The sequence below is a fragment of the Bradyrhizobium sp. Unk1 genome, from assembly GCF_059512345.1.
This window is the reverse complement of sequence record NZ_JCAMOP010000078.1, coordinates 1-17,309: the sequence shown is the minus strand read 5'-3', so window position 1 is coordinate 17,309 and position 17,309 is coordinate 1. Positions and strand designations below refer to the sequence as shown.

Below are 17,309 nucleotides of genomic sequence, written 5' to 3'. Positions count from 1 at the left end.
CCATCGCTACCCTCCAAGGCTTTGCCCGAGGGAATCACAATTGACGAATTACGCAACAGGCCCACAAGGGGAGAGGGATGCACCGTCAACGCCGCCCTATAATTCCTTCGCCGGACAACTCACGCTTCGCCGCGCAGCCAGGCCTTCACCTTCTGCAACAGCCCATGAGGCAGTTCGCCAACTGACGCGGCTTCGGCGGGCGTCAGCGTCTGCAAGGCTGTATCGATGTCATCGGTCGCCGGCTCGGGCACTGGCACAGGCGCCAGTCCTGCCGCTGCAAGCGCGATCGGACCGACCTGCACCAGGAACGCGCGCTCATATTCGCGCGACAGGCGCGCGAGTGCATCTTCCAGCGTCAGCCAGTCGACCGCCTTGATGTCGTTCATCAGCTTGCGAACGGGACCGCCCTCGGCCTCCATGCGCCAGAAATGCACGACCTTGGAGCGCCCTCCCGACTGGTAGACGAGCGTGCCGAGGAACTCGTGGAAGGCCACATCGTGGCCGGTCTCTTCCAACACCTCGCGGTGCGCGGCTTCTTTGGGCGTCTCGCCGTCGTCGAGCTTGCCCTTGGGCAAAACCCATTCGTTGCGCTTGCGCTGGCGCACGACCGCAACCAGCGGCGGCGCGCCACGCCGCAGCACGATACCACCCGCCGCCATCACCGGCGCTCGCGCCATCACAAAATTCCGCGTCGATCCAATCGTCCCCGCGGACGATATAGGCTGCCGACGCGGCGGATTGAAGGCTAGTTTTTCTTCAACAGCGCTTGACCTGCACGAATGCGGGTGCCCTCGCCGATGCCGTCGCAGAAGTTGAAATCGCCGGGCGCCAGGATGATGATGGTGGAGCCGTGCTCGAACCAGCCGAGCTCCTCGCCCTTGGTCACGTTGACGTCGCAGGGGAAATTGACCGGGCCGCGGGTCTGCGCGTTCAGCACCATGTCGAGGAAGTGCAGGCGGATGCTCGCGACCAGGATCGCGGCGACCGGCACCAGCGTCACGGCCTCGCCCGTCGACAAACGCGTGCGGATCACCGCGCGCTCGTTCTTGCAGAACAGGCGCTCGACCCGCTTCAGCGCGATCGGGTTGACGTTCCAGACGTCGCCATGGATCAGCGTGACGCGTTCGATGTGTGCGTCATGGGGCGCATGGAAGCGGTGATACATGCTCGACGTCAGCCGCAGCGTGACGAAGCTGCCGTTGCGGTGCTGGTCGACGAGCGCGGAATCACCGAGCAGGTCGAGCAGCGAATAGGGCGCGCCCTTGACCTGGAACAGCTCGGTGTCGGCGATCCGGCCATGGGCGCCGACGATGCCGTCCGAGGGGCTGGCGACAATGGAAGGGTCGGGATCAAAGGGGCGCAGCCCCGGCTTGAGCTCCCGGGTGAAACAATCGTGCAGGCTCTTGAAGTGGGTCTTGCGTGCCTCCGACAGATCGAGGTCGGAGAACAGCTTCCACAGCGCGATCGAGAAGTCCCTGACGAGCGGGTTTTCGATCTTGGAAAACCAGCCCATGAAGCGGGTCAGGGCCGCCCGGGGGATGCGGTTGGTCAACAGGAAGTTGAGGTCTTCCTGCTGGGTGAAAGAGGCGATGAGGGCTTTGACTGTCATGAATCTGTCAGCTCGCAGTATTAGCGCTTGTTGTCATGGAAACGACACTCCCGATTCTCTCATTTTCCGTGGCCGCCGCAGCGTCCGCTGCCGCCGTCTTCCCGAAGCTCAAGGCGCGGGTCGAACTGTCCCGCGCCAAACACCGGTCGCTCGCCGGACACTCCAAGATGTCGCGCCGGGTGGCAAAGCTGCTCCCGTTCTACGAGTTCGAGGGTGATCAATACTTCGGCTGCGACGGCGCGCCCGCGAACATCGTGGCTCAGCGCAAGGACGCCTTCTTCCGCCTCGCCCGCCTTTACGCCGAGCGCTTCCCCAAAGGCCGCGCGATGACGAAGGAAGCGGCGGAAAAGATCTCCGACCTGCACTTCACCGAAACCTACCGCGTGCCGTTCCAGTTCTCGCGCCTCGTCCGCGAGCATCTGGGCACCTCGACCTTCATGGAATCGTCCAGCGGCGTCACCGTCACGGATGTCGACGGCAACACCTCCTACGACCTCACCGGGTCCTACGGCGTCAACATCTTCGGCAACGACTTCTACAAGGAGTGCATCGAGGGCTCGGAGAAGCGCGCGCACGCGCTCGGCCCGGTGCTCGGGCCCTACCACCCCGTCATCCTTGAGAACGTGCAGCGGCTCTGCCAGATCTCGGGCCTCGACGAGGTCTCGTTCCACATGTCCGGCACCGAAGCCGTGATGCAGGCGGTGCGGCTGGCGCGCTACCACACCAAGCGCACGCATCTGGTTCGTTTCGCCGGCGCTTATCACGGCTGGTGGGGCGACGTGCAGCCCGGCGTCGGCAATCCGATTCCCGCGCACGAGACCTACACCCTCGCCGAGATGTCGGAGAAGACGCTGCACGTGCTGCGCACGCGCAAGGACATCGCCTGCGTGCTGGTCAATCCGTTGCAGGGCCTGCATCCGAACGGCAACGCGCCCGGCGATTCCTCGCTGGTCGATTCCTCCCGCGGCGGCAACTTTGACCGCGCGGCGTATACCGAGTGGCTCAAGAAGCTGCGCGAAGTCTGCACCGAGCGCGGCATCGCGCTGATCTTCGACGAGGTCTTCGTCGGCTTCCGTCTCGCCGCCGGCGGCGCCCAGGAGTACTTTGGCGTCAAGGCCGACATGGTGACCTACGGCAAGAGCCTTGCCGGCGGCCTGCCGGTCGGCGTCGTCTGCGGCAAGAAGGAATTGATGCGCCGCTTCCGCGACGATCGTCCCGCCGACATCTGCTTCGCCCGCGGCACCTTCAACTCGCATCCCTACGTCATGACGGCGATGGACGAGTTCTTGAGCCGGCTCGCCAGCCCGAACTTCCGCGCCATCTATGACGGCCTGGACGCGACCTGGAACGGCCGCGCGCAAAAGCTCAACCAGATGATGACGGACGCCGACCTCCCGGTGCGGTTCGCCAACTTCTCGTCGATCTGGACGGTGAAATACACCACCCCGTCCCGTTACAACTGGATGCTGCAATATTACCTGCGCGCCGAAGGCCTGTCGCTGAGCTGGGTCGGCACCGGCCGGCTGATCTTCAGCCTGAACTACACCGACGCCGATTTCACCGAAGTCGCCGAGCGCTTCGTCCGGGCGGCCGAGAAGATGAAAGCCGACGGGTTCTGGTGGCACGACGGCGTGCTCACCAACAAGAACATCAAGCGGCAGATTTTGAAAGAGATGCTGGCCAAGCGTTTTGGGCGCTGAGGTCTTCTCACACTCAGCCCCGGTCACCGCCCGCTCTTCTCCCTCGCCCCGCCCTTGTCCGCCGAAGCCTTGGCGAAGGCGGATGCGGGGCCGCGACGAGCTACGCTCGCGCTGAGAGGGCCGGGGTGAGGGGGATTCTCCGCGAGTGCGGTGAAAGTTGGTGGACACCCCGCTAGCAACGCCCCCGCGGAGAGCCCCCCTCACCCGAATTCGCGCTGCGCGCAAATTCGGCCTCTCCCCGCACGCGGGGGGAGGCGAAAGAGCCCCCAAGACGTGGATGCCCGGCACGAGGCCGGGCATGACGTAGCAAACTGACATCGGAGTGCTTTGTGTGCGCGGCGCGCTCAGGCGTGCTGCTCTTCGAGCGTGGGCTCGGAGATGAGGCCCAGCGTGTGCTCGGGGTTGAGATGCAGGCCGGGGTCCATCAGCTCGCCGCGCATCAAAGCGAGCGGCGCGCTGCGATAGAGCATCAGGTCGTGGAAGGGGTCGGTCAGGATCTTGGTCATCCAGACGAGGCCGGTCTCGACGTCGCGGATGAAGAACAGGTGCACGGTACGGAACAACAGACCGCCACCGCCGATCACCAGCCAGATTTTCGCGACCTGCCGCATGAAATCGGTCGCGCTCGCCCAGGGCGTGAACAGGCCGAACAGCGTCGGATCGACAACCAGCACCAGCGGCGACAGCGCCCAGATCGCCATCAGCACCACCTTGCGCTGAAGGTTGTAGCCGACCTTGATGTCTTCCTTGTACTCGTGCGTCGCCTGGTTGATGTGGTCGTAATCGTGCGGCTCGAAGAAGAAGTGACCGGCCTGGCGCGAGGTCATCGAGACCAGCCAGCCGACCAGCGCCGAGAGCATGGGATCGATGAACAGCCAGACATAGGCAAAGAGAAAGCTCAGCGCGCTGACGAAGTGCAGGCTCTGATTGATGCGGCTGTGGTGATAGTAGCGATGGTCGTCCCAGCGCTGGATCCGCAGCTGCTCGAGATAATTCTTGATCATGCTCTCCCCCAAAATGCTTTCGGGTTCAGGATTTACAGGGATTCGATGTACGCCATGTGACATCATCATTTTGTCATGTGACGATGTGCAGCGGCGCGATGACGCACGGGTTACTCTCTCTCCTCATCCTGAGGAGCGCGGAACGCGCGTCTCGAAGGATGAAGGCCGAGGTGCATCAGCACGGGCCTTCGTGGTTCGAGACGGCGCTTACCGCGCCTCCTCACCATGAGGAGCAGCAGCTCAAGCCGCCTTGGCGACGTCGACCTTGCGGAAGCGCACCAGCGAGAAATGGCCGAGCGGCGGAATCAGGCGGCGCTCGGCGAGCTCGATGCCCTTGGCACCGGAGAGCCACTTCGCATAACGCGACCAGGCGAACTCGGCGGTGCGGAAGCCGAGCGGACGCACCACCGGCTGGAGCCTCTGCTCGATGAAGCGGCGCATGCCGGTGTCGGCGCTGACGCGGGTCAGGATGATCAGCTCGCCGCCCGGGCGCAGCACGCGGGCGAATTCGTCGAGCGCCACTTCCGGGTTCGGCACGGCGGTGACGACATATTGCGCCATCACCACGTCGAAGGAATTGTCGGGGAATTCGAGCTTCTCGGCGTCCATCACCGCGAGGCCCTCGACATTCTTCAGATTGCCCTCGGTGACGCGCTGGCGCGCCTTGTCGAGCATCGCTTCCGAAATGTCGGTGCCGAAGATGCGCAGATGCGGCGCGTAGAGCGGCAACGAGATGCCAGTGCCGACGCCGACTTCGAGCACACGGCCGCCGATCTTGTTGGTGGCCGCGATCGCGGCCTGCCGGCCCTTGGCGAATACGCCGCCGAACACGAGATCGTAGACGGGCGCCCAGCGGTCATAGGCCTGCTCAACCGTGCCACGCGTGAGGTCGAGCTGCTGGGTGCCGTCAAGGTTCATGATCTTAGCCATCGATGAGGTTCTCGCTGTGGGTCAAACGTTGCAGATCAACCGCGCACCGGCCGCCGCGCCATGACCGGCGAGGCGCGCAGGATGCGGCTGGGCTGAAGTGAGGTGAGATTTCCGACGAACTGACGCGCGCTGTTTTCCCAGGAGCGCTCGAGCGCGAAGTTACGGCAGGTCTCGCGCGACATGGTGAGCGCGCGGAGGCACGCGGTACGCAGATCATGGTCGATCGCGCCGATCGGATGATCGGCGATGACGTCCTTGGGACCCGTTACCGGAAACGCCGCCACCGGCGTGCCGCAGGCGAGCGCCTCGAGCTGCACCACACCGAATGTGTCGGTGAGACTGGGGAAGACGAAGACATCGGCCGCGGCGAGATGCGCGGTGAGGTCCGCGCCCTTCTTCTCGCCGAGGAAGACCACGTCCGGATATTTCTTCTCGAGCGCCGCCTTCTGCGGACCGTCGCCGACGACGACCTTGGTGCCGGGCAAATCGAGCGAGAGGAACGCTTCGAGATTCTTCTCCACCGCGACGCGGCCCATGGTCATGAAGATCGGGCCCGGCAAATCGAGCTTGGCCGGGGTGTCGGGATGGAACAGCTCGGTATTGACGCCGCGCGTCCAGAAGCCGAGCCGCTTGAAGCCGCGCTCGGAAAGCTCCTGCCGCAGCGAAGGCGTCGCCACCATGGTCATCGCGGCGGCATCGTGGAAGTGGCGGAGCACGGCATAGCCGACGGCATCGGGGATACCGGTCCGCACCGAGACGTATTCGGGAAAGCGCGTCGTGTAGGAGGTGGTGAAGGCAAGGCGGTTGCGGCGGCAATAGGCCCGCGCGGCCCAGCCGATCGGCCCCTCGGTCGCGATGTGCAACGCTTCCGGCGCCGCCTTCTCGATCCGCCGCGCGATCTCCTTTCCGCTCGGCAGCGCGATGCGCAGGCCCGGATAGGTCGGCAGCGGCCAGGACCGAAAGCCGTCCGGGGTGAGGAAGTCGATCTCGACGTCGAGCGCCTTGGCCGCGTTCGCCAACGAGGTCAGCGTCCGGACCACACCGTTAACCTGCGGATGCCAGGCGTCAGTCGCGATTAATACCCGCATGGGGAAATCCCGAGAGTTTGATGATTCTCGGCTTAGGACCATCAACCACGGATATTTCAGGCGTGTGACGTCACAGAAGTGTCGGCCCGCTGTTTTGTTGGTTAACGGGTCCGCGCCGCCACGAAACCGTCATGAAACAAATCCTTTCCGCCATGAAACCGTTTTCGATTTTCCGCGCAAAGCTCCCGAAACGTTTTGCCGTTAGTGATCTGGGCAACGGAGCACCGCAACGGTGCCGCGGTGGTCAAGAAACACCGATCAAACAGGGGCGATCAATGATCAATCTGGACACGTTCAAGACGTATTCGCGCGCCGTTGCGCTCAGCGCCGTCGCGATCTCCGCAATCGCATTTGCCGGTCCGGCGAAGGCTGCGCCCGTGCAACTCTTCCCCTTCTTCCAGCCGCTGCCGCCGATGGCCGCGCCGCAGCCCTACCAGCAGCCCTATCAGGCGACGCCTTACCAGGTCGCGCCGTCCGAGGATCAGGACGCGGTCGAGATGCCGGCCCGCTTCCGCCGCCAGACGGTTTCCTACGCGACGCGCGAGGCGCCGGGCACCATCATCATCGATACGCCCAACACCTATCTCTATTACGTGCTCGGCAACGGCCAGGCCGTTCGCTACGGCATCGGCGTCGGCCGCGACGGCTTCACCTGGTCCGGCGTGCAGTCAGTGACCAAGAAGGCCGAGTGGCCGGATTGGACCCCGCCGCCGGAAATGATCGCCCGCCAGCCCTATCTGCCGCGCCACATGGCCGGCGGCCCCGGCAACCCGCTCGGCGCGCGCGCCATGTATCTCGGCGGCACCATCTACCGCATCCACGGCACCAACGCGCCCGACACGATCGGCAAGCACGTCTCGTCCGGCTGCATCCGCCTGACCAACAACGACGTCACCGACCTCTACTCCCGCGTCAACGTCGGCACCAAGGTGATCGTGCTGCCGATGACGGAACGCCGCGCGGACCTCGGCGCCGCGACGCGCTAACGCGGCAGGACATTGTGACGCAAACGGCCCCGGAACCCACCGGGGCCGTTTTCGTTGGCATCATGCTCTCCGGACGACCTCGCTTGGAGAAGCACAGTTCGGAGGCGCAGATGCGATCACGCCTGCAAATGTCGCCAGGCACATGGCTGCGCCCGATCGCAACTGCCGGCGCATTGACGCTGCTCCTGTCTGCGCCCCCTTCGCTCGCCCAGCAGCCGGCGAGCGACGAGGCGGCTCAGCAGGCTTTCAACAATTCCTGTCGCACCTGCCACTCCGTAAAGGACGGCGACAATCGCCTCGGTCCCAATCTCAGCAAGATCGTGGGACGCAAGGCCGGCTCGCTGCCGAACTACAACTACTCTCCGTCGATGAAGGACGCCGGCTTCGTCTGGGATCCGGACAAGCTGACCCGCTTCATGGTCAAGCCGGATGAGGTCGTGTCCGGCAACAAGATGCAGCCATATGGCGGCGTCTCCGCGGAGGACGCGGCCAAGGTGGTTGCTTATCTGCAGGCGGCGGGCGGGCAGTAGCAGGACAGAGATTTATCGTAAGCCTCATCCTGCGGAGCCGCGGAACGCGGCGTCTCGAAGGACGAGGCGTTTACACCGGCGGAAACACTTTACCGCCGCCGCTCCGCGATCAGCCTCAGCCACGCCGCTGAATGAAACGCGCTCATCAGCAGATACATCGGCACCATCCCGCCGAGCACCGCCCCGTGCCCGGCGGCACACAGCATGTCCGCCGGGCCGCCGCCGGGCACGGCCGTCAGCACGGCCATGATCGCGAAGGTCGGCGTCGCCGCCAGAGCCAGCCATCTGGCGAGGTGGCGTGCGGCCACCACGCCATCGCCTCTCGCGCCGGTGGCCACGTTGGCGGGACTAGTCACGGCCTTCCGCGGCCTCCTCGCGAAAAGCCTTCTCGCCGGCTGTCGAGATCTCCACCCATTTCTTGTCGGGCGCAGCGCCGTCCGTGTAGCTGTCGTGCCAGTTCCACCATTTGTAGGTCGGCGTCTGCGGATAGCCCTTTGGCGAGTCCTCCCAGACCTCCTGCCGGCCGAGGGGCGTGATGTCGAGATAGTTCCAGGTGCCGCCCATCTGCTCGTCGCCGCGGCTCTTGACGAAGTAGGTGCGGAAGATGCGGTCGCCGTCGCGGTAGAACACGTTGGTGCCGTGCCATTCGTCCACGCCGAAATCGGCGTCGAAACTGTCGGTGACGGTGACCCAGGGCATGGTCCAGCCCATCCGCTGCTTCAGCCTGATGATGTCGGCCTGCGGCGCGCGCGAGGCGAACACGAGCGTGGTGTCGCGGGCGTTCAGGTGCGAGACATGGGCGACCTGGTCGGCCACCATCGAGCAGCCACGGCAGGCATGATCGGGCCAGCCGAACACGCCCGGCTCGAAGAAGGCCCGGTAGACGACCAGCTGCCGCCGGCCCTGGAACAGATCCACCAGACTGATCTTGCCGCCGGGCCCCTCGAACGCATAGGTTTTGGTGACGTCCATCCACGGCATGCGCCGGCGCTCGGCGGCGAGGGCGTCGCGGGCACGGGTATGCGCCTTTTCCTTCACGAGCAGTTGCTGACGGGCGGCCTCCCAGTCCTGCGGCGACACCACCGGCGGTGTTTGCATGGCGGCCTGTCCGTTAGTTCCTGCGTTGTCTGCTGATGTCATCATGGCTCTCCATTCCTCTTGTCCGGGCGGTCATTCCGCGTCGCGCTACGACAGACGCGGAACCGCTCGACCCTCACCGCACATTGTCGGTCGTCAACGATTTCTGGCACCAAGCGGTTGCGCGGTGGGAGTAACAAGTGTGGCGGGATTTGAATGGAGTCGCTGATCACGGCCGCCGCGCGCGCGTTGGAGGCCGGCGATCCGCTCGGCGCGTTGAACCGCGTTGCGCTGCGCAACGATGCGCCGTCGCTGGCGCTGCGCGGCATCGCGATGGCGCAACTCGGCGATCTCGCGAAAGCGAAGACGCTGCTGCGGAGCGCCGCGCGCGCGTTCGGTCCAAGAGAGGCGGTGGCGCGCGCGAGATGCGTGGTGGCCGAAGCGGAGATCGCGCTCGTCTCGCGCGACCTGAGCTGGCCGGTGAAAACGCTCGCGGCGGCCCGCGCGACGCTCGAACAGCACGGCGATCTCGCCAATGCAGCCCATGCGGGCCACATCGAGGCGCGCCGCCTCCTCCTCGTCGGGCAGCTCGACGAAGCCGAGCGCACGCTCACCGAACTCATCCCCTCCCCGCTCCCGCCTGCCTCGCAAGTCGTCCGCGAGCTCGTGGTCGCCGGTATCGCCATCAGACGATTGAGAGCGAAAGATGCGCGCGCGGCGCTCAACCGCGCGGCTCTCGCAGCGCGGCAGGCGAAGATCCCGGCGCTGGTGGCCGAGGTCGACAGCGCGAACCTCATCCTCGACACGCCGGCGGCGCGCCTGATCGCGCGCGGCAGCGAACACCCGTTGTTGCTCGGGGAGGTCGAGAGGCTGGCGACCTCGACGGCGCTCGTCGTGGACACCTTTCATCATGCCCTGCGCAGGCAAGGCCGCATCGTATCGCTCGGAACGCGGCCGGTGCTGTTCGCGCTCGCCCGCCTTCTGGCGCAGGCATGGCCCGCGGACGTCTCGCGAGAGGCGCTGATATCAGGCGCGTTCCGGGCGAAGCACGCCGACGAATCGCATCGCGCGCGGTTGCGCGTGGAGATCGGGCGGCTCCGCACCCAGCTCAGGCCGCTGGCCGACATCAGCGCAACGAAGCAGGGTTTTGTGCTGTCGCCGCGGAAGACGCGCGACGTCCTCGTGCTCGCACGTCCCGTCGAGGAGAAGCACGCCGCGGTGCTCGCCTTCCTCAACGACGGCGAGCCCTGGTCGAGCTCGGCGCTCGCGCTGGCACTGGGGACGAGCGCCCGCACCTTGCAGCGGGCCCTCGAAGAGCTGGCGCGGTCGAACAAGGTGCAATCGTTCGGACACGGCCGGGCACGGCGCTGGATGACCCCGCCCGTCCCGGGTTTCCCGACAGGCTTGTTACTCCCCGGACCGCTCCTGAGGGGGTAGGATGGATCGCATCACAGGGATCAAGCACATGAAGCGTTCCGCCGCCGAGATCGTCAGGGAATACGGACCTTTTGCAGGTGTCGAGGCCGTGCATGGCGTCACCTATGACGGCACCCATGTCTGGTTCGCATCCGGCGACAAGCTGAATGCGGTCGATCCGGCCAACGGCAAGATCGCACGCTCGATCGATGTCTCCGCGCATGCGGGGACGGCGTTCGACGGCCGGCACCTGTTCCAGATCGCCGAGGATCGCATCCAGAAGATCGACGCCGCCACCGGCAAGGTGATCAGCACGATTCCGGCTCCGGGCGGCGGCGGCGATTCCGGATTGGCCTGGGCGGAGGGCTCGCTGTGGGTCGGCCAGTATCGCGAGCGCAAGATCCATCAGGTCGATCCGGAAACGGGGAAGATCCTCCGCACCATCGAAAGCAAGCGCTTCGTGACCGGCGTCACCTGGGTCGACGGCGAGCTCTGGCATGGCACCTGGGAGGGCGAGGAAAGTGATTTGCGCCGGATCGATCCTGAGACCGGCAAGGTGCTGGAGCAGCTCGACCTGCCCGCCGGGACGATGGTTTCAGGATTGGAGTCCGACGGCGGCGACCGCTTCTTCTGCGGCGGCGGCGATCGCGGCAATGTGAGGGCGGTTCGCCGCCCGAGGCGCGGCTAGGTGCGCGATGACGGATGCGCGGCACCGATGCTGCCGCAACCGTTAATCTGTTCGCCCCAATTCCACCCCACCGGTGCGCTCTAGCGCCCCCCTCGCCTGCCCTGTAGACTTCCGGCCCTGGGTGGCTTGGGGGATTGATGCGACTGACGCTGAACTTGAAGACTGTCTTGATCGCCGTGGCGGTGCTCGCGGCGTCGTTTTTCGTCAGCCTGAAGGCGATGGACTGGCTGTCACCGCGCGCGACGACGACTGCGCCGCCGGTCGTGCAATTGCCACCGCTGCCGCCGGTCGCGAAGAGCTCGATCGTGGTGGCGCCGGTTGCGATCGCGCTATCGGCGATCCGCGAACAGGCCGAGAAGGCCGCGCCGCGCAATTTCGCCGGCAAGGCCGATAATCCAATCTCGCAGATCCTGGAGAATGCCGACATCGGCTGGTCCGCCGTGCGCGGGCCGATGGCGGCTACCGGCGACAAGGACGTGCTGACGATCTCGACGCCGCTCAATGGCAAGCTCAACGTGACGGGCTCGCTGTCGTCGAAAGCCACCGGCGCGCTCGGCGACGCGCTCGGCAGCGTGCTCGGCGGCGACGCAGCGAAACGGATCGGCGCGGTCAACATCAAGAATTTGAACGCCAGCGCCGAGATCAAGGGCAACGTGGTCGTCACCTCGCGCCCGAAGCTCGCGGCCAACTGGCATCTCGAGCCCAATCTCGGCGCCCAGGTCAATCTCGGCGACACCAACCTCAATGTCTCCGGCGCCAAGGTCAACGTGCCGGCGCAGGTGAAGCCGCTGATCGACAAGAATGTCGGCGAGCAGATCAACATCGTCTCCGAGCGCATCCGCAACGATCCATCGCTGCGCGAGAATGCGAAGCTGCAATGGGCCAAGGCCTGCCGCTCGATCCCGCTGCAGGGCTCGGGTTCCTCGGGCGCGCTGCCGCCGCTCTGGCTCGAGATGAAACCGACCCGTGCCATCGCGGCGCAGCCGCGCGTCGACGCGCAGAACGTGACGTTGCTGCTCGGCCTCGAGCTGGAGACGCGCGTGACCTCGACGTCGACCAAGCCGGACTGTCCCTTCCCCGACAAGATCTCGATCGTGCCGCCGACCGGCACCGGCGTGAACATCGGCGTGCCGATCGACGTGCCCTTCACCGAGATCAACAAGCTGATCGCGGCGCAGATGGTCGGCCACACCTATCCCGAGGACGGCTCCGGCCCGGTCGACGTCACCGTGAAAAGCGTCAACGTGGTCCCGTCGGGCGATCGTCTCCTGATCTCGCTGCTGGTGCGTGCCAAGGAGAAGAAGAGCTGGCTCGGTCTCGGCGCCGAAGCGACCGTGCACATCTGGGGCCGGCCGATGCTCGACCAGGCGCAGCAGACGCTGCGGCTCGCCGACATCCAGCTCGCGGTGGAGTCCGAGGCCGCCTTCGGCCTGCTCGGCGCGGCCGCACGCGCGGTGGTGCCGCAGATGCAGCAGGCATTGGTGCAGAAAGCGACGCTCGATCTGAAGCCGATCGCCGCCAATGCGCGCGAGAAGATCGCGGCCGCGATCGCCGACTACCAGAAGAGCGAGGACGGCCTCAAGGTCGACGCCAAGATCGACAGCCTGACCCTCGCCGACATCGCCTTCGATTCCAAGACGCTGCGCATCGTCGCGGAAGCCGGCGGCTCGCTGAACGTCTACGTGACGAAGCTGTCGGGGATGTAGCGCGTCTTCACTCGCCGGACCCGCGCGCCTCGCTTGCGCCGCTGGCGTTCTCGTCGGAGGATGCTAAGCTGTTTCCCGCAACCTCGAACGAGGTGCCGACAGCACTGCAGGGACAACGCGAGGACAACATGGAAGCCGGCATGGTCACGCCTGCGCCGGCGCTGGTGCGCTTTTCCGGCATTCAGAAGACCTACGATGGCGAGCACCTCGTGGTGAAGAACCTCGATCTCGAAATCAGGAAGGGCGAGTTCGTCACCCTGCTCGGTCCGTCGGGCTCGGGCAAGACGACCACGCTGATGATGCTGGCCGGCTTCGAGGTTCCGACCCATGGCGAAATCTACCTCGCGGAACGGCCGATCAAGAACGTGCCGCCGCATAAGCGCGACATCGGCATGGTGTTCCAGAACTACGCCTTGTTCCCGCACCTGACGATCGCGGAGAACATCGCCTTCCCGCTATCCGTTCGCAACACGACCAAGGCCGAGGCGCAGGAGCGCGTCAGCGCGGCGTTGCGCATGATCAAGATGGAAACCCTGGCGCACCGGCGGCCCGGGCAGCTGTCCGGCGGTCAGCAGCAGCGCGTGGCGCTGGCCCGCGCGCTGGTTTTCAATCCGCAGCTCGTGCTGATGGACGAGCCTCTGGGCGCCCTCGACAAGCGCCTGCGGGAGCAGATGCAACTGGAGATCAAGCAGCTGCACGAGACGATGGGCATCACCGTCGTCTACGTCACCCACGATCAGAGCGAAGCGCTCACCATGTCGGATCGCATCGCCGTGTTCAACGACGGCATCGTGCAGCAGATCGACAGGCCCGACGCGCTGTATGAGCATCCGGTGAACAGTTTCGTCGCTCACTTCATCGGTGAGAACAACGTGCTGGCCGGCACCGTCGAGACGATCGAGAAGGACTATTGCCGCGTCACGCTGGCTGGTGGCGGCGCCGTGACCGCACGGGCAGTCAATGTATCGGGCGCGGGCGCATCGACCTCCCTGTCGGTGCGGCCGGAGCGGATCGCCATCATCCCGGACGGCACCTCCAGCGAGGGACCGAACCGACTGCCGGCCAAGGTGCAGAACACCATCTATCTCGGCGACCACGCACTGGCCGTGCTCGATGTCGTCGGCAATGGGGAGTTCATGGTCAAGCTTCAGCCGGGGGCGCATGACGAAAAGAGACATGGCAACCTCAAACCTGGTGAAAGCGTATTCATCACCTTCCGTCCCGAGGACTGCCTGGCCCTCGATCCCGTCTGATCCGGACCAACATCGATCAACCTCAACGCAACGCACATGAAGAAGGAACAAGACCATGCTGAAGCGCAAGACTGGCAAGATTGCTCTGGGGTTCGCCGTGGCGTTCAGCGCCAGCGCCGCGCTGGCCACGGTCGCGCAGGCGCGTGACCTCACCGTCGTGTCGTGGGGCGGCGCCTATCAGGATGCCCAGAAGAAGGTCTATTTCGAGCCGTTCAAGAAAGCAGCCGGCGTTGCGATGAACGACGAGTCCTGGGACGGCGGCGTCGGCGTGTTGCGCGCCAAGGTGCAGGGTGGTGCCACCAGCTGGGATCTCGTCCAGGTCGAGAGCGACGAACTCGCGGTCGGCTGCGAGGAAGGCCTGTTCGAGAAGATGGATTACTCCAAGATCGGCGGCGAGGCCGCCTACATACCGCCGTCGGTCAATCCCTGCGGCGTCGGTGCCATCCTCTACGATTTCGTTCTCGGCTACGACAAGGACAAGCTGAAGCAGGCCCCGAACGGCTGGGCCGACTTCTTCGACACCAAAAAGATCCCGGGCAAGCGCGCCTTGCGTCAGGGCCCGAAGACCACGCTGGAGATCGCCCTCATGGCCGACGGCGTCGCACCGAAGGACGTCTACAAGGTGCTGGCGACCGACGAGGGCGTCGAGCGCGCGTTCAAGAAGCTGGACACCATCAAGGGCGACATCGTCTGGTGGAAGGCCGGCGCCCAGCCGCCGCAATTGCTCGCCTCCGGCGAGGTGGCGATGACCTCGGTCTACAATGGCCGCATCGACACCGCGAACAAGAACGACAAGAAGAATTTTGGCATCGTATGGGACGGAGCGCTCTTCACCCTCGACAGCTGGGTCATCCTGAAGGGCAGCCCGAACAAGGACGCGGCCTACAAGTTCCTCGACTTCGCGGGCAAGGCGGAGAACCAGTCAAAGTTGTCGCAGAACATTGCCTATGGCACCTCGAACAAGGACGCAGCCGCCCTGCTCGCGCCCGCCGTTCTGAAGGACCTGCCGACAGCGCCTGACAACATCAAGAACGCGGTCGAGATCAACGTTGGCTTCTGGCTCGAGAACATCGACCGCCTGACCGAACGCTTCAACAAATGGGCCGCGAAATAGCGCGCCCCGCAAGACTCGATCCAAGGCTCGACCAATGACGGATGCGCTCTTGACCGGCGCCAATGCGTCGACCGAGGTGCCGCTCAAGCGCCGATTGAGGCGTGCGGAGCGGACACGCCAGGTCAAGGCATTGGCGCTGGTGCTGCCGCTTCTCGTCTTCCTGCTCTTCACCTTCGCAGGCCCGATCGCCGGCATGCTGTGGCGCGCCGTCGATGACAGGGAGGTGCGTCAGGTTCTGCCTCAAACCATCGCGGCTCTCGCCACTTGGGACGGCAAGGACCTGCCGGACGAAAAGGCCTTTGCAGCGGTGGCAAGCGACATCCTGGCGGCGCGCGCTTCCGGCACCATCGCCGTCGCGGCCAAGCGCCTCAACTACGCACTGAACGGTTTTCGTACGATCCTGACCAGCACTTCACGCAATCTGAAGGCGGCGCCGGAGCCCGGCACCGCCAGGGAGACACTGGAAAAGATCAACCCGGCCTGGCGCGAACGAGCGACCTGGACGACGATCAAGGACGCCAGTGGCCCGGTGACCGGCTTCTATCTGCTGGCGGCGCTCGACCTGACGCGGAATGTCGATGGTGCGATCGTCGCGGCCGCACCAGACCAGGCGATCTACCGCAACGTATTTACCCGAACCTTCATCATCAGCCTGGGCGTCACGGCACTCTGCCTGATCCTCGGCTTCCCGGTCGCCTATTTGCTGGCGGCGCTGCCGCCCGGCCGGTCGAACCTGCTGATGATCTTCGTCCTGCTGCCGTTCTGGACGTCGCTTCTGGTCCGCACCTGCGCCTGGATCGTCTTGCTGCAGAGCAAGGGCGTCGTGAACGACAGCCTGCACTGGCTTGGCATCATCGACGAGCCGTTGCGCCTGATCTACAACCGCTTCGGTGTCTGCGTGGCCATGACCCACGTGCTCCTGCCGTTCATGATCCTGCCGCTGTACAGCAGCATGAAGGCGATCTCGCCTGCTTACATGCGTGCCGCCGCCTCGCTCGGCGCGCCACCGACCACTGCCTTCCTGCGGATCTACCTGCCTCAGACCCTGCCCGGCATCGGCGCGGGAAGCCTGCTCGTCTTCATCCTGGCGCTCGGCTACTACATCACGCCGGCCCTCGTCGGCGGCGCCGCCGATCAGATGATCAGCTACTTCATCGCGCTCTACACGACGGAGACGGCCAATTGGGGCCTTGCTTCGGCGTTGGGCGCGGTGCTGCTGCTCGCCACTCTTTTGCTCGCTCTCGTCTACGGCAAGCTGGTGCAGGGACAGCAGGTCACGGGAGGAATGAAGAATTGAGCGATCATTCTTCCCTCCGCACGCCCAGCCAGCGCATCGCGTGGACCGCGACCATCGTCATCTCCACGCTGGTGTTCATCTTCCTGATCGCGCCGATCCTTGCGATCATGCCGCTGTCCTTCAGCTCGGGCTCGTACCTCACCTATCCGCTGCCGGGCCTCTCCTTGCGCTGGTACGACGACTTCATCAATTCGCCGCGCTGGATGAATTCGCTGAAGAACAGCATGATCATCGGCGTCGCCTCGACCCTGCTGTCGATGGTGCTTGGCACGCTGGCCGCGCTGGGGCTGGCGCAGTGGAAGAGCCGGTTCAAACCGCTCGTGCTGGCTTTCGTGCTGTCGCCGGTCGTCGTGCCCGGCGTCATCACCGCGGTCGGCCTGTATTTCTTCTTCGCGCCGCTCGGACTGACCGGCAGTTATCTCGGCTTGATCCTGGCCCACACCGCGCTGGCGACGCCCTTTGTGGTGATCACCGTCGGCGCGACACTGCAAAGCTTCGACACCAATCTGGCACGCGCCGCCGCCTCACTCGGCGCCTCGCCGCTTTATGCGTTCCGCCGCGTGATCCTGCCGCTGATCCTGCCCGGCCTGGCATCGGGTGCGCTGTTCGCCTTCGCGACCAGCTTCGACGAGGTGGTGATCGTGCTGTTCATGGCGGGCCCGGAGCAGCGCACGCTGCCGCGCGAGATGTTCAGCGGCATCCGCGAGAACATCAGTCCGACCATCACGGCAGCGGCGGTGATTCTGACAACGGTATCGGTCATCCTCCTCGCCACCCTGGAGGGCCTGCGCCGACGCAACGAACGACTCAAGGGCAGCAGCGCCTGAAACGCGTCTTTCTTCCTTCTCCCCTTGTGGGCCTGTTGCGTTATCGGCTCTTGAGGCTGAAGACGTCAGGAGAGAAGGCCTTGG

Annotated in this window: 17 protein-coding genes; 10 read left to right on the top strand and 7 right to left on the bottom strand. The window is 65.2% G+C overall.

What is annotated here, in order from left to right; all coding sequences use genetic code 11:
- Window positions 1–119 precede the first annotated feature (119 nt).
- Window positions 120–677: an NUDIX hydrolase gene (locus AC5ZFO_RS45305; protein WP_282525367.1), complete on the bottom strand. Its 558-nt coding sequence runs from the start codon at window positions 675–677 to the stop codon at window positions 120–122.
- 68 nt (window positions 678–745) lie between these two features.
- Window positions 746–1,609, bottom strand: coding sequence for an archaetidylserine decarboxylase (gene asd / locus AC5ZFO_RS45300; RefSeq protein WP_282525366.1), 864 nt, complete (start codon window positions 1,607–1,609; stop codon window positions 746–748).
- 35 nt (window positions 1,610–1,644) lie between these two features.
- On the opposite strand from asd, the gene AC5ZFO_RS45295 reads away from it, so the two are divergent.
- Window positions 1,645–3,309: an aminotransferase class III-fold pyridoxal phosphate-dependent enzyme gene (locus tag AC5ZFO_RS45295; protein WP_282525365.1), complete on the top strand. Its 1,665-nt coding sequence runs from the start codon at window positions 1,645–1,647 to the stop codon at window positions 3,307–3,309.
- Between the two features lie 344 nt (window positions 3,310–3,653).
- On the opposite strand, the gene AC5ZFO_RS45290 is transcribed toward AC5ZFO_RS45295, so the two are convergent.
- The 3 genes from AC5ZFO_RS45290 to AC5ZFO_RS45280 all read right to left on the bottom strand — a co-directional run bounded on the left by AC5ZFO_RS45290 (window position 3,654) and on the right by AC5ZFO_RS45280 (window position 6,331).
- Window positions 3,654–4,313: a hypothetical protein gene (locus AC5ZFO_RS45290; protein WP_282525364.1), complete on the bottom strand. Its 660-nt coding sequence runs from the start codon at window positions 4,311–4,313 to the stop codon at window positions 3,654–3,656.
- A 240-nt stretch (window positions 4,314–4,553) separates the two neighbouring features.
- Window positions 4,554–5,243: a class I SAM-dependent methyltransferase gene (locus tag AC5ZFO_RS45285; RefSeq protein ID WP_282525363.1), complete on the bottom strand. Its 690-nt coding sequence runs from the start codon at window positions 5,241–5,243 to the stop codon at window positions 4,554–4,556.
- Window positions 5,244–5,278: 35 nt separating this feature from the next.
- Window positions 5,279–6,331 (bottom strand): glycosyltransferase family 4 protein, encoded by a 1,053-nt coding sequence (locus AC5ZFO_RS45280; protein ID WP_282525362.1) that lies wholly within the window; start codon window positions 6,329–6,331, stop codon window positions 5,279–5,281.
- Window positions 6,332–6,606: 275 nt separating this feature from the next.
- Between AC5ZFO_RS45280 and AC5ZFO_RS45275 the strand changes: the two genes are divergently transcribed.
- Complete coding sequence (locus tag AC5ZFO_RS45275) at window positions 6,607–7,317, top strand: L,D-transpeptidase (protein WP_282525361.1); 711 nt, start codon at window positions 6,607–6,609, stop codon at window positions 7,315–7,317.
- A gap of 110 nt (window positions 7,318–7,427) precedes the next feature.
- Window positions 7,428–7,847, top strand: a complete 420-nt coding sequence (locus AC5ZFO_RS45270; RefSeq protein ID WP_282525360.1) for a c-type cytochrome — start codon at window positions 7,428–7,430, stop codon at window positions 7,845–7,847.
- Window positions 7,848–7,936: 89 nt separating this feature from the next.
- On the opposite strand, the gene AC5ZFO_RS45265 is transcribed toward AC5ZFO_RS45270, so the two are convergent.
- Both AC5ZFO_RS45265 and AC5ZFO_RS45260 read right to left on the bottom strand, forming a co-directional pair.
- Complete coding sequence (locus AC5ZFO_RS45265) at window positions 7,937–8,203, bottom strand: hypothetical protein (RefSeq protein ID WP_282525359.1); 267 nt, start codon at window positions 8,201–8,203, stop codon at window positions 7,937–7,939.
- Window positions 8,196–8,990: a DUF899 domain-containing protein gene (locus AC5ZFO_RS45260; protein ID WP_282525358.1), complete on the bottom strand. Its 795-nt coding sequence runs from the start codon at window positions 8,988–8,990 to the stop codon at window positions 8,196–8,198. Before AC5ZFO_RS45260 ends, AC5ZFO_RS45265 begins: the two co-directional genes overlap by 8 nt.
- 150 nt (window positions 8,991–9,140) lie before the next feature.
- On the opposite strand from AC5ZFO_RS45260, the gene AC5ZFO_RS45255 reads away from it, so the two are divergent.
- From AC5ZFO_RS45255 to AC5ZFO_RS45225, 7 genes are all read left to right on the top strand, one after another.
- Entirely contained in the window at window positions 9,141–10,361 is a 1,221-nt protein-coding gene (locus tag AC5ZFO_RS45255; protein ID WP_282525357.1) for a helix-turn-helix domain-containing protein, read from the top strand.
- 28 nt (window positions 10,362–10,389) lie between these two features.
- Window positions 10,390–11,028: a Vgb family protein gene (locus AC5ZFO_RS45250; protein WP_282525356.1), complete on the top strand. Its 639-nt coding sequence runs from the start codon at window positions 10,390–10,392 to the stop codon at window positions 11,026–11,028.
- Between the two features lie 137 nt (window positions 11,029–11,165).
- The gene (locus AC5ZFO_RS45245; protein WP_496123928.1) at window positions 11,166–12,734 is read left to right on the top strand and encodes a DUF4403 family protein; all 1,569 of its coding nucleotides are present in this window, start codon (window positions 11,166–11,168) and stop codon (window positions 12,732–12,734) included.
- A gap of 128 nt (window positions 12,735–12,862) precedes the next feature.
- A complete protein-coding gene (locus AC5ZFO_RS45240) occupies window positions 12,863–13,987 on the top strand; it encodes an ABC transporter ATP-binding protein (protein WP_282525354.1) in 1,125 nt (374 codons plus the stop codon).
- Window positions 13,988–14,042: 55 nt separating this feature from the next.
- On the top strand, window positions 14,043–15,101 hold the full coding sequence (locus tag AC5ZFO_RS45235; RefSeq protein WP_282525353.1) for an ABC transporter substrate-binding protein: 1,059 nt from the start codon (window positions 14,043–14,045) through the stop codon (window positions 15,099–15,101).
- 34 nt (window positions 15,102–15,135) lie between these two features.
- Window positions 15,136–16,398 (top strand): ABC transporter permease, encoded by a 1,263-nt coding sequence (locus tag AC5ZFO_RS45230; protein ID WP_282525352.1) that lies wholly within the window; start codon window positions 15,136–15,138, stop codon window positions 16,396–16,398.
- Complete coding sequence (locus AC5ZFO_RS45225) at window positions 16,395–17,225, top strand: ABC transporter permease (RefSeq protein ID WP_282525351.1); 831 nt, start codon at window positions 16,395–16,397, stop codon at window positions 17,223–17,225. The genes AC5ZFO_RS45230 and AC5ZFO_RS45225 overlap by 4 nt, the downstream gene beginning before the upstream one ends.
- The last annotated feature ends 84 nt before the right edge of the window (window positions 17,226–17,309 follow it).

What these genes read in the sequence shown, in the direction of transcription:
- AC5ZFO_RS45270 (WP_282525360.1), top strand. Translation starts at nt 7,428, where the DNA reads ATGCGATCACGCCTGCAAATGTCGCCAGGCACATGGCTGCGCCCGATC.
- AC5ZFO_RS45240 (WP_282525354.1), top strand. Translation starts at nt 12,863, where the DNA reads ATGGAAGCCGGCATGGTCACGCCTGCGCCGGCGCTGGTGCGCTTTTCC.
- AC5ZFO_RS45280 (WP_282525362.1), bottom strand. Translation starts at nt 6,331, where the DNA reads ATGCGGGTATTAATCGCGACTGACGCCTGGCATCCGCAGGTTAACGGT.
- AC5ZFO_RS45230 (WP_282525352.1), top strand. Translation starts at nt 15,136, where the DNA reads ATGACGGATGCGCTCTTGACCGGCGCCAATGCGTCGACCGAGGTGCCG.
- AC5ZFO_RS45260 (WP_282525358.1), bottom strand. Translation starts at nt 8,990, where the DNA reads ATGATGACATCAGCAGACAACGCAGGAACTAACGGACAGGCCGCCATG.
- AC5ZFO_RS45235 (WP_282525353.1), top strand. Translation starts at nt 14,043, where the DNA reads ATGCTGAAGCGCAAGACTGGCAAGATTGCTCTGGGGTTCGCCGTGGCG.
- AC5ZFO_RS45255 (WP_282525357.1), top strand. Translation starts at nt 9,141, where the DNA reads ATGGAGTCGCTGATCACGGCCGCCGCGCGCGCGTTGGAGGCCGGCGAT.
- asd (WP_282525366.1), bottom strand. Translation starts at nt 1,609, where the DNA reads ATGACAGTCAAAGCCCTCATCGCCTCTTTCACCCAGCAGGAAGACCTC.
- AC5ZFO_RS45285 (WP_282525363.1), bottom strand. Translation starts at nt 5,243, where the DNA reads ATGGCTAAGATCATGAACCTTGACGGCACCCAGCAGCTCGACCTCACG.
- AC5ZFO_RS45275 (WP_282525361.1), top strand. Translation starts at nt 6,607, where the DNA reads ATGATCAATCTGGACACGTTCAAGACGTATTCGCGCGCCGTTGCGCTC.
- AC5ZFO_RS45305 (WP_282525367.1), bottom strand. Translation starts at nt 677, where the DNA reads ATGGCGCGAGCGCCGGTGATGGCGGCGGGTGGTATCGTGCTGCGGCGT.
- AC5ZFO_RS45250 (WP_282525356.1), top strand. Translation starts at nt 10,390, where the DNA reads ATGAAGCGTTCCGCCGCCGAGATCGTCAGGGAATACGGACCTTTTGCA.
- AC5ZFO_RS45245 (WP_496123928.1), top strand. Translation starts at nt 11,166, where the DNA reads ATGCGACTGACGCTGAACTTGAAGACTGTCTTGATCGCCGTGGCGGTG.
- AC5ZFO_RS45295 (WP_282525365.1), top strand. Translation starts at nt 1,645, where the DNA reads ATGGAAACGACACTCCCGATTCTCTCATTTTCCGTGGCCGCCGCAGCG.
- AC5ZFO_RS45290 (WP_282525364.1), bottom strand. Translation starts at nt 4,313, where the DNA reads ATGATCAAGAATTATCTCGAGCAGCTGCGGATCCAGCGCTGGGACGAC.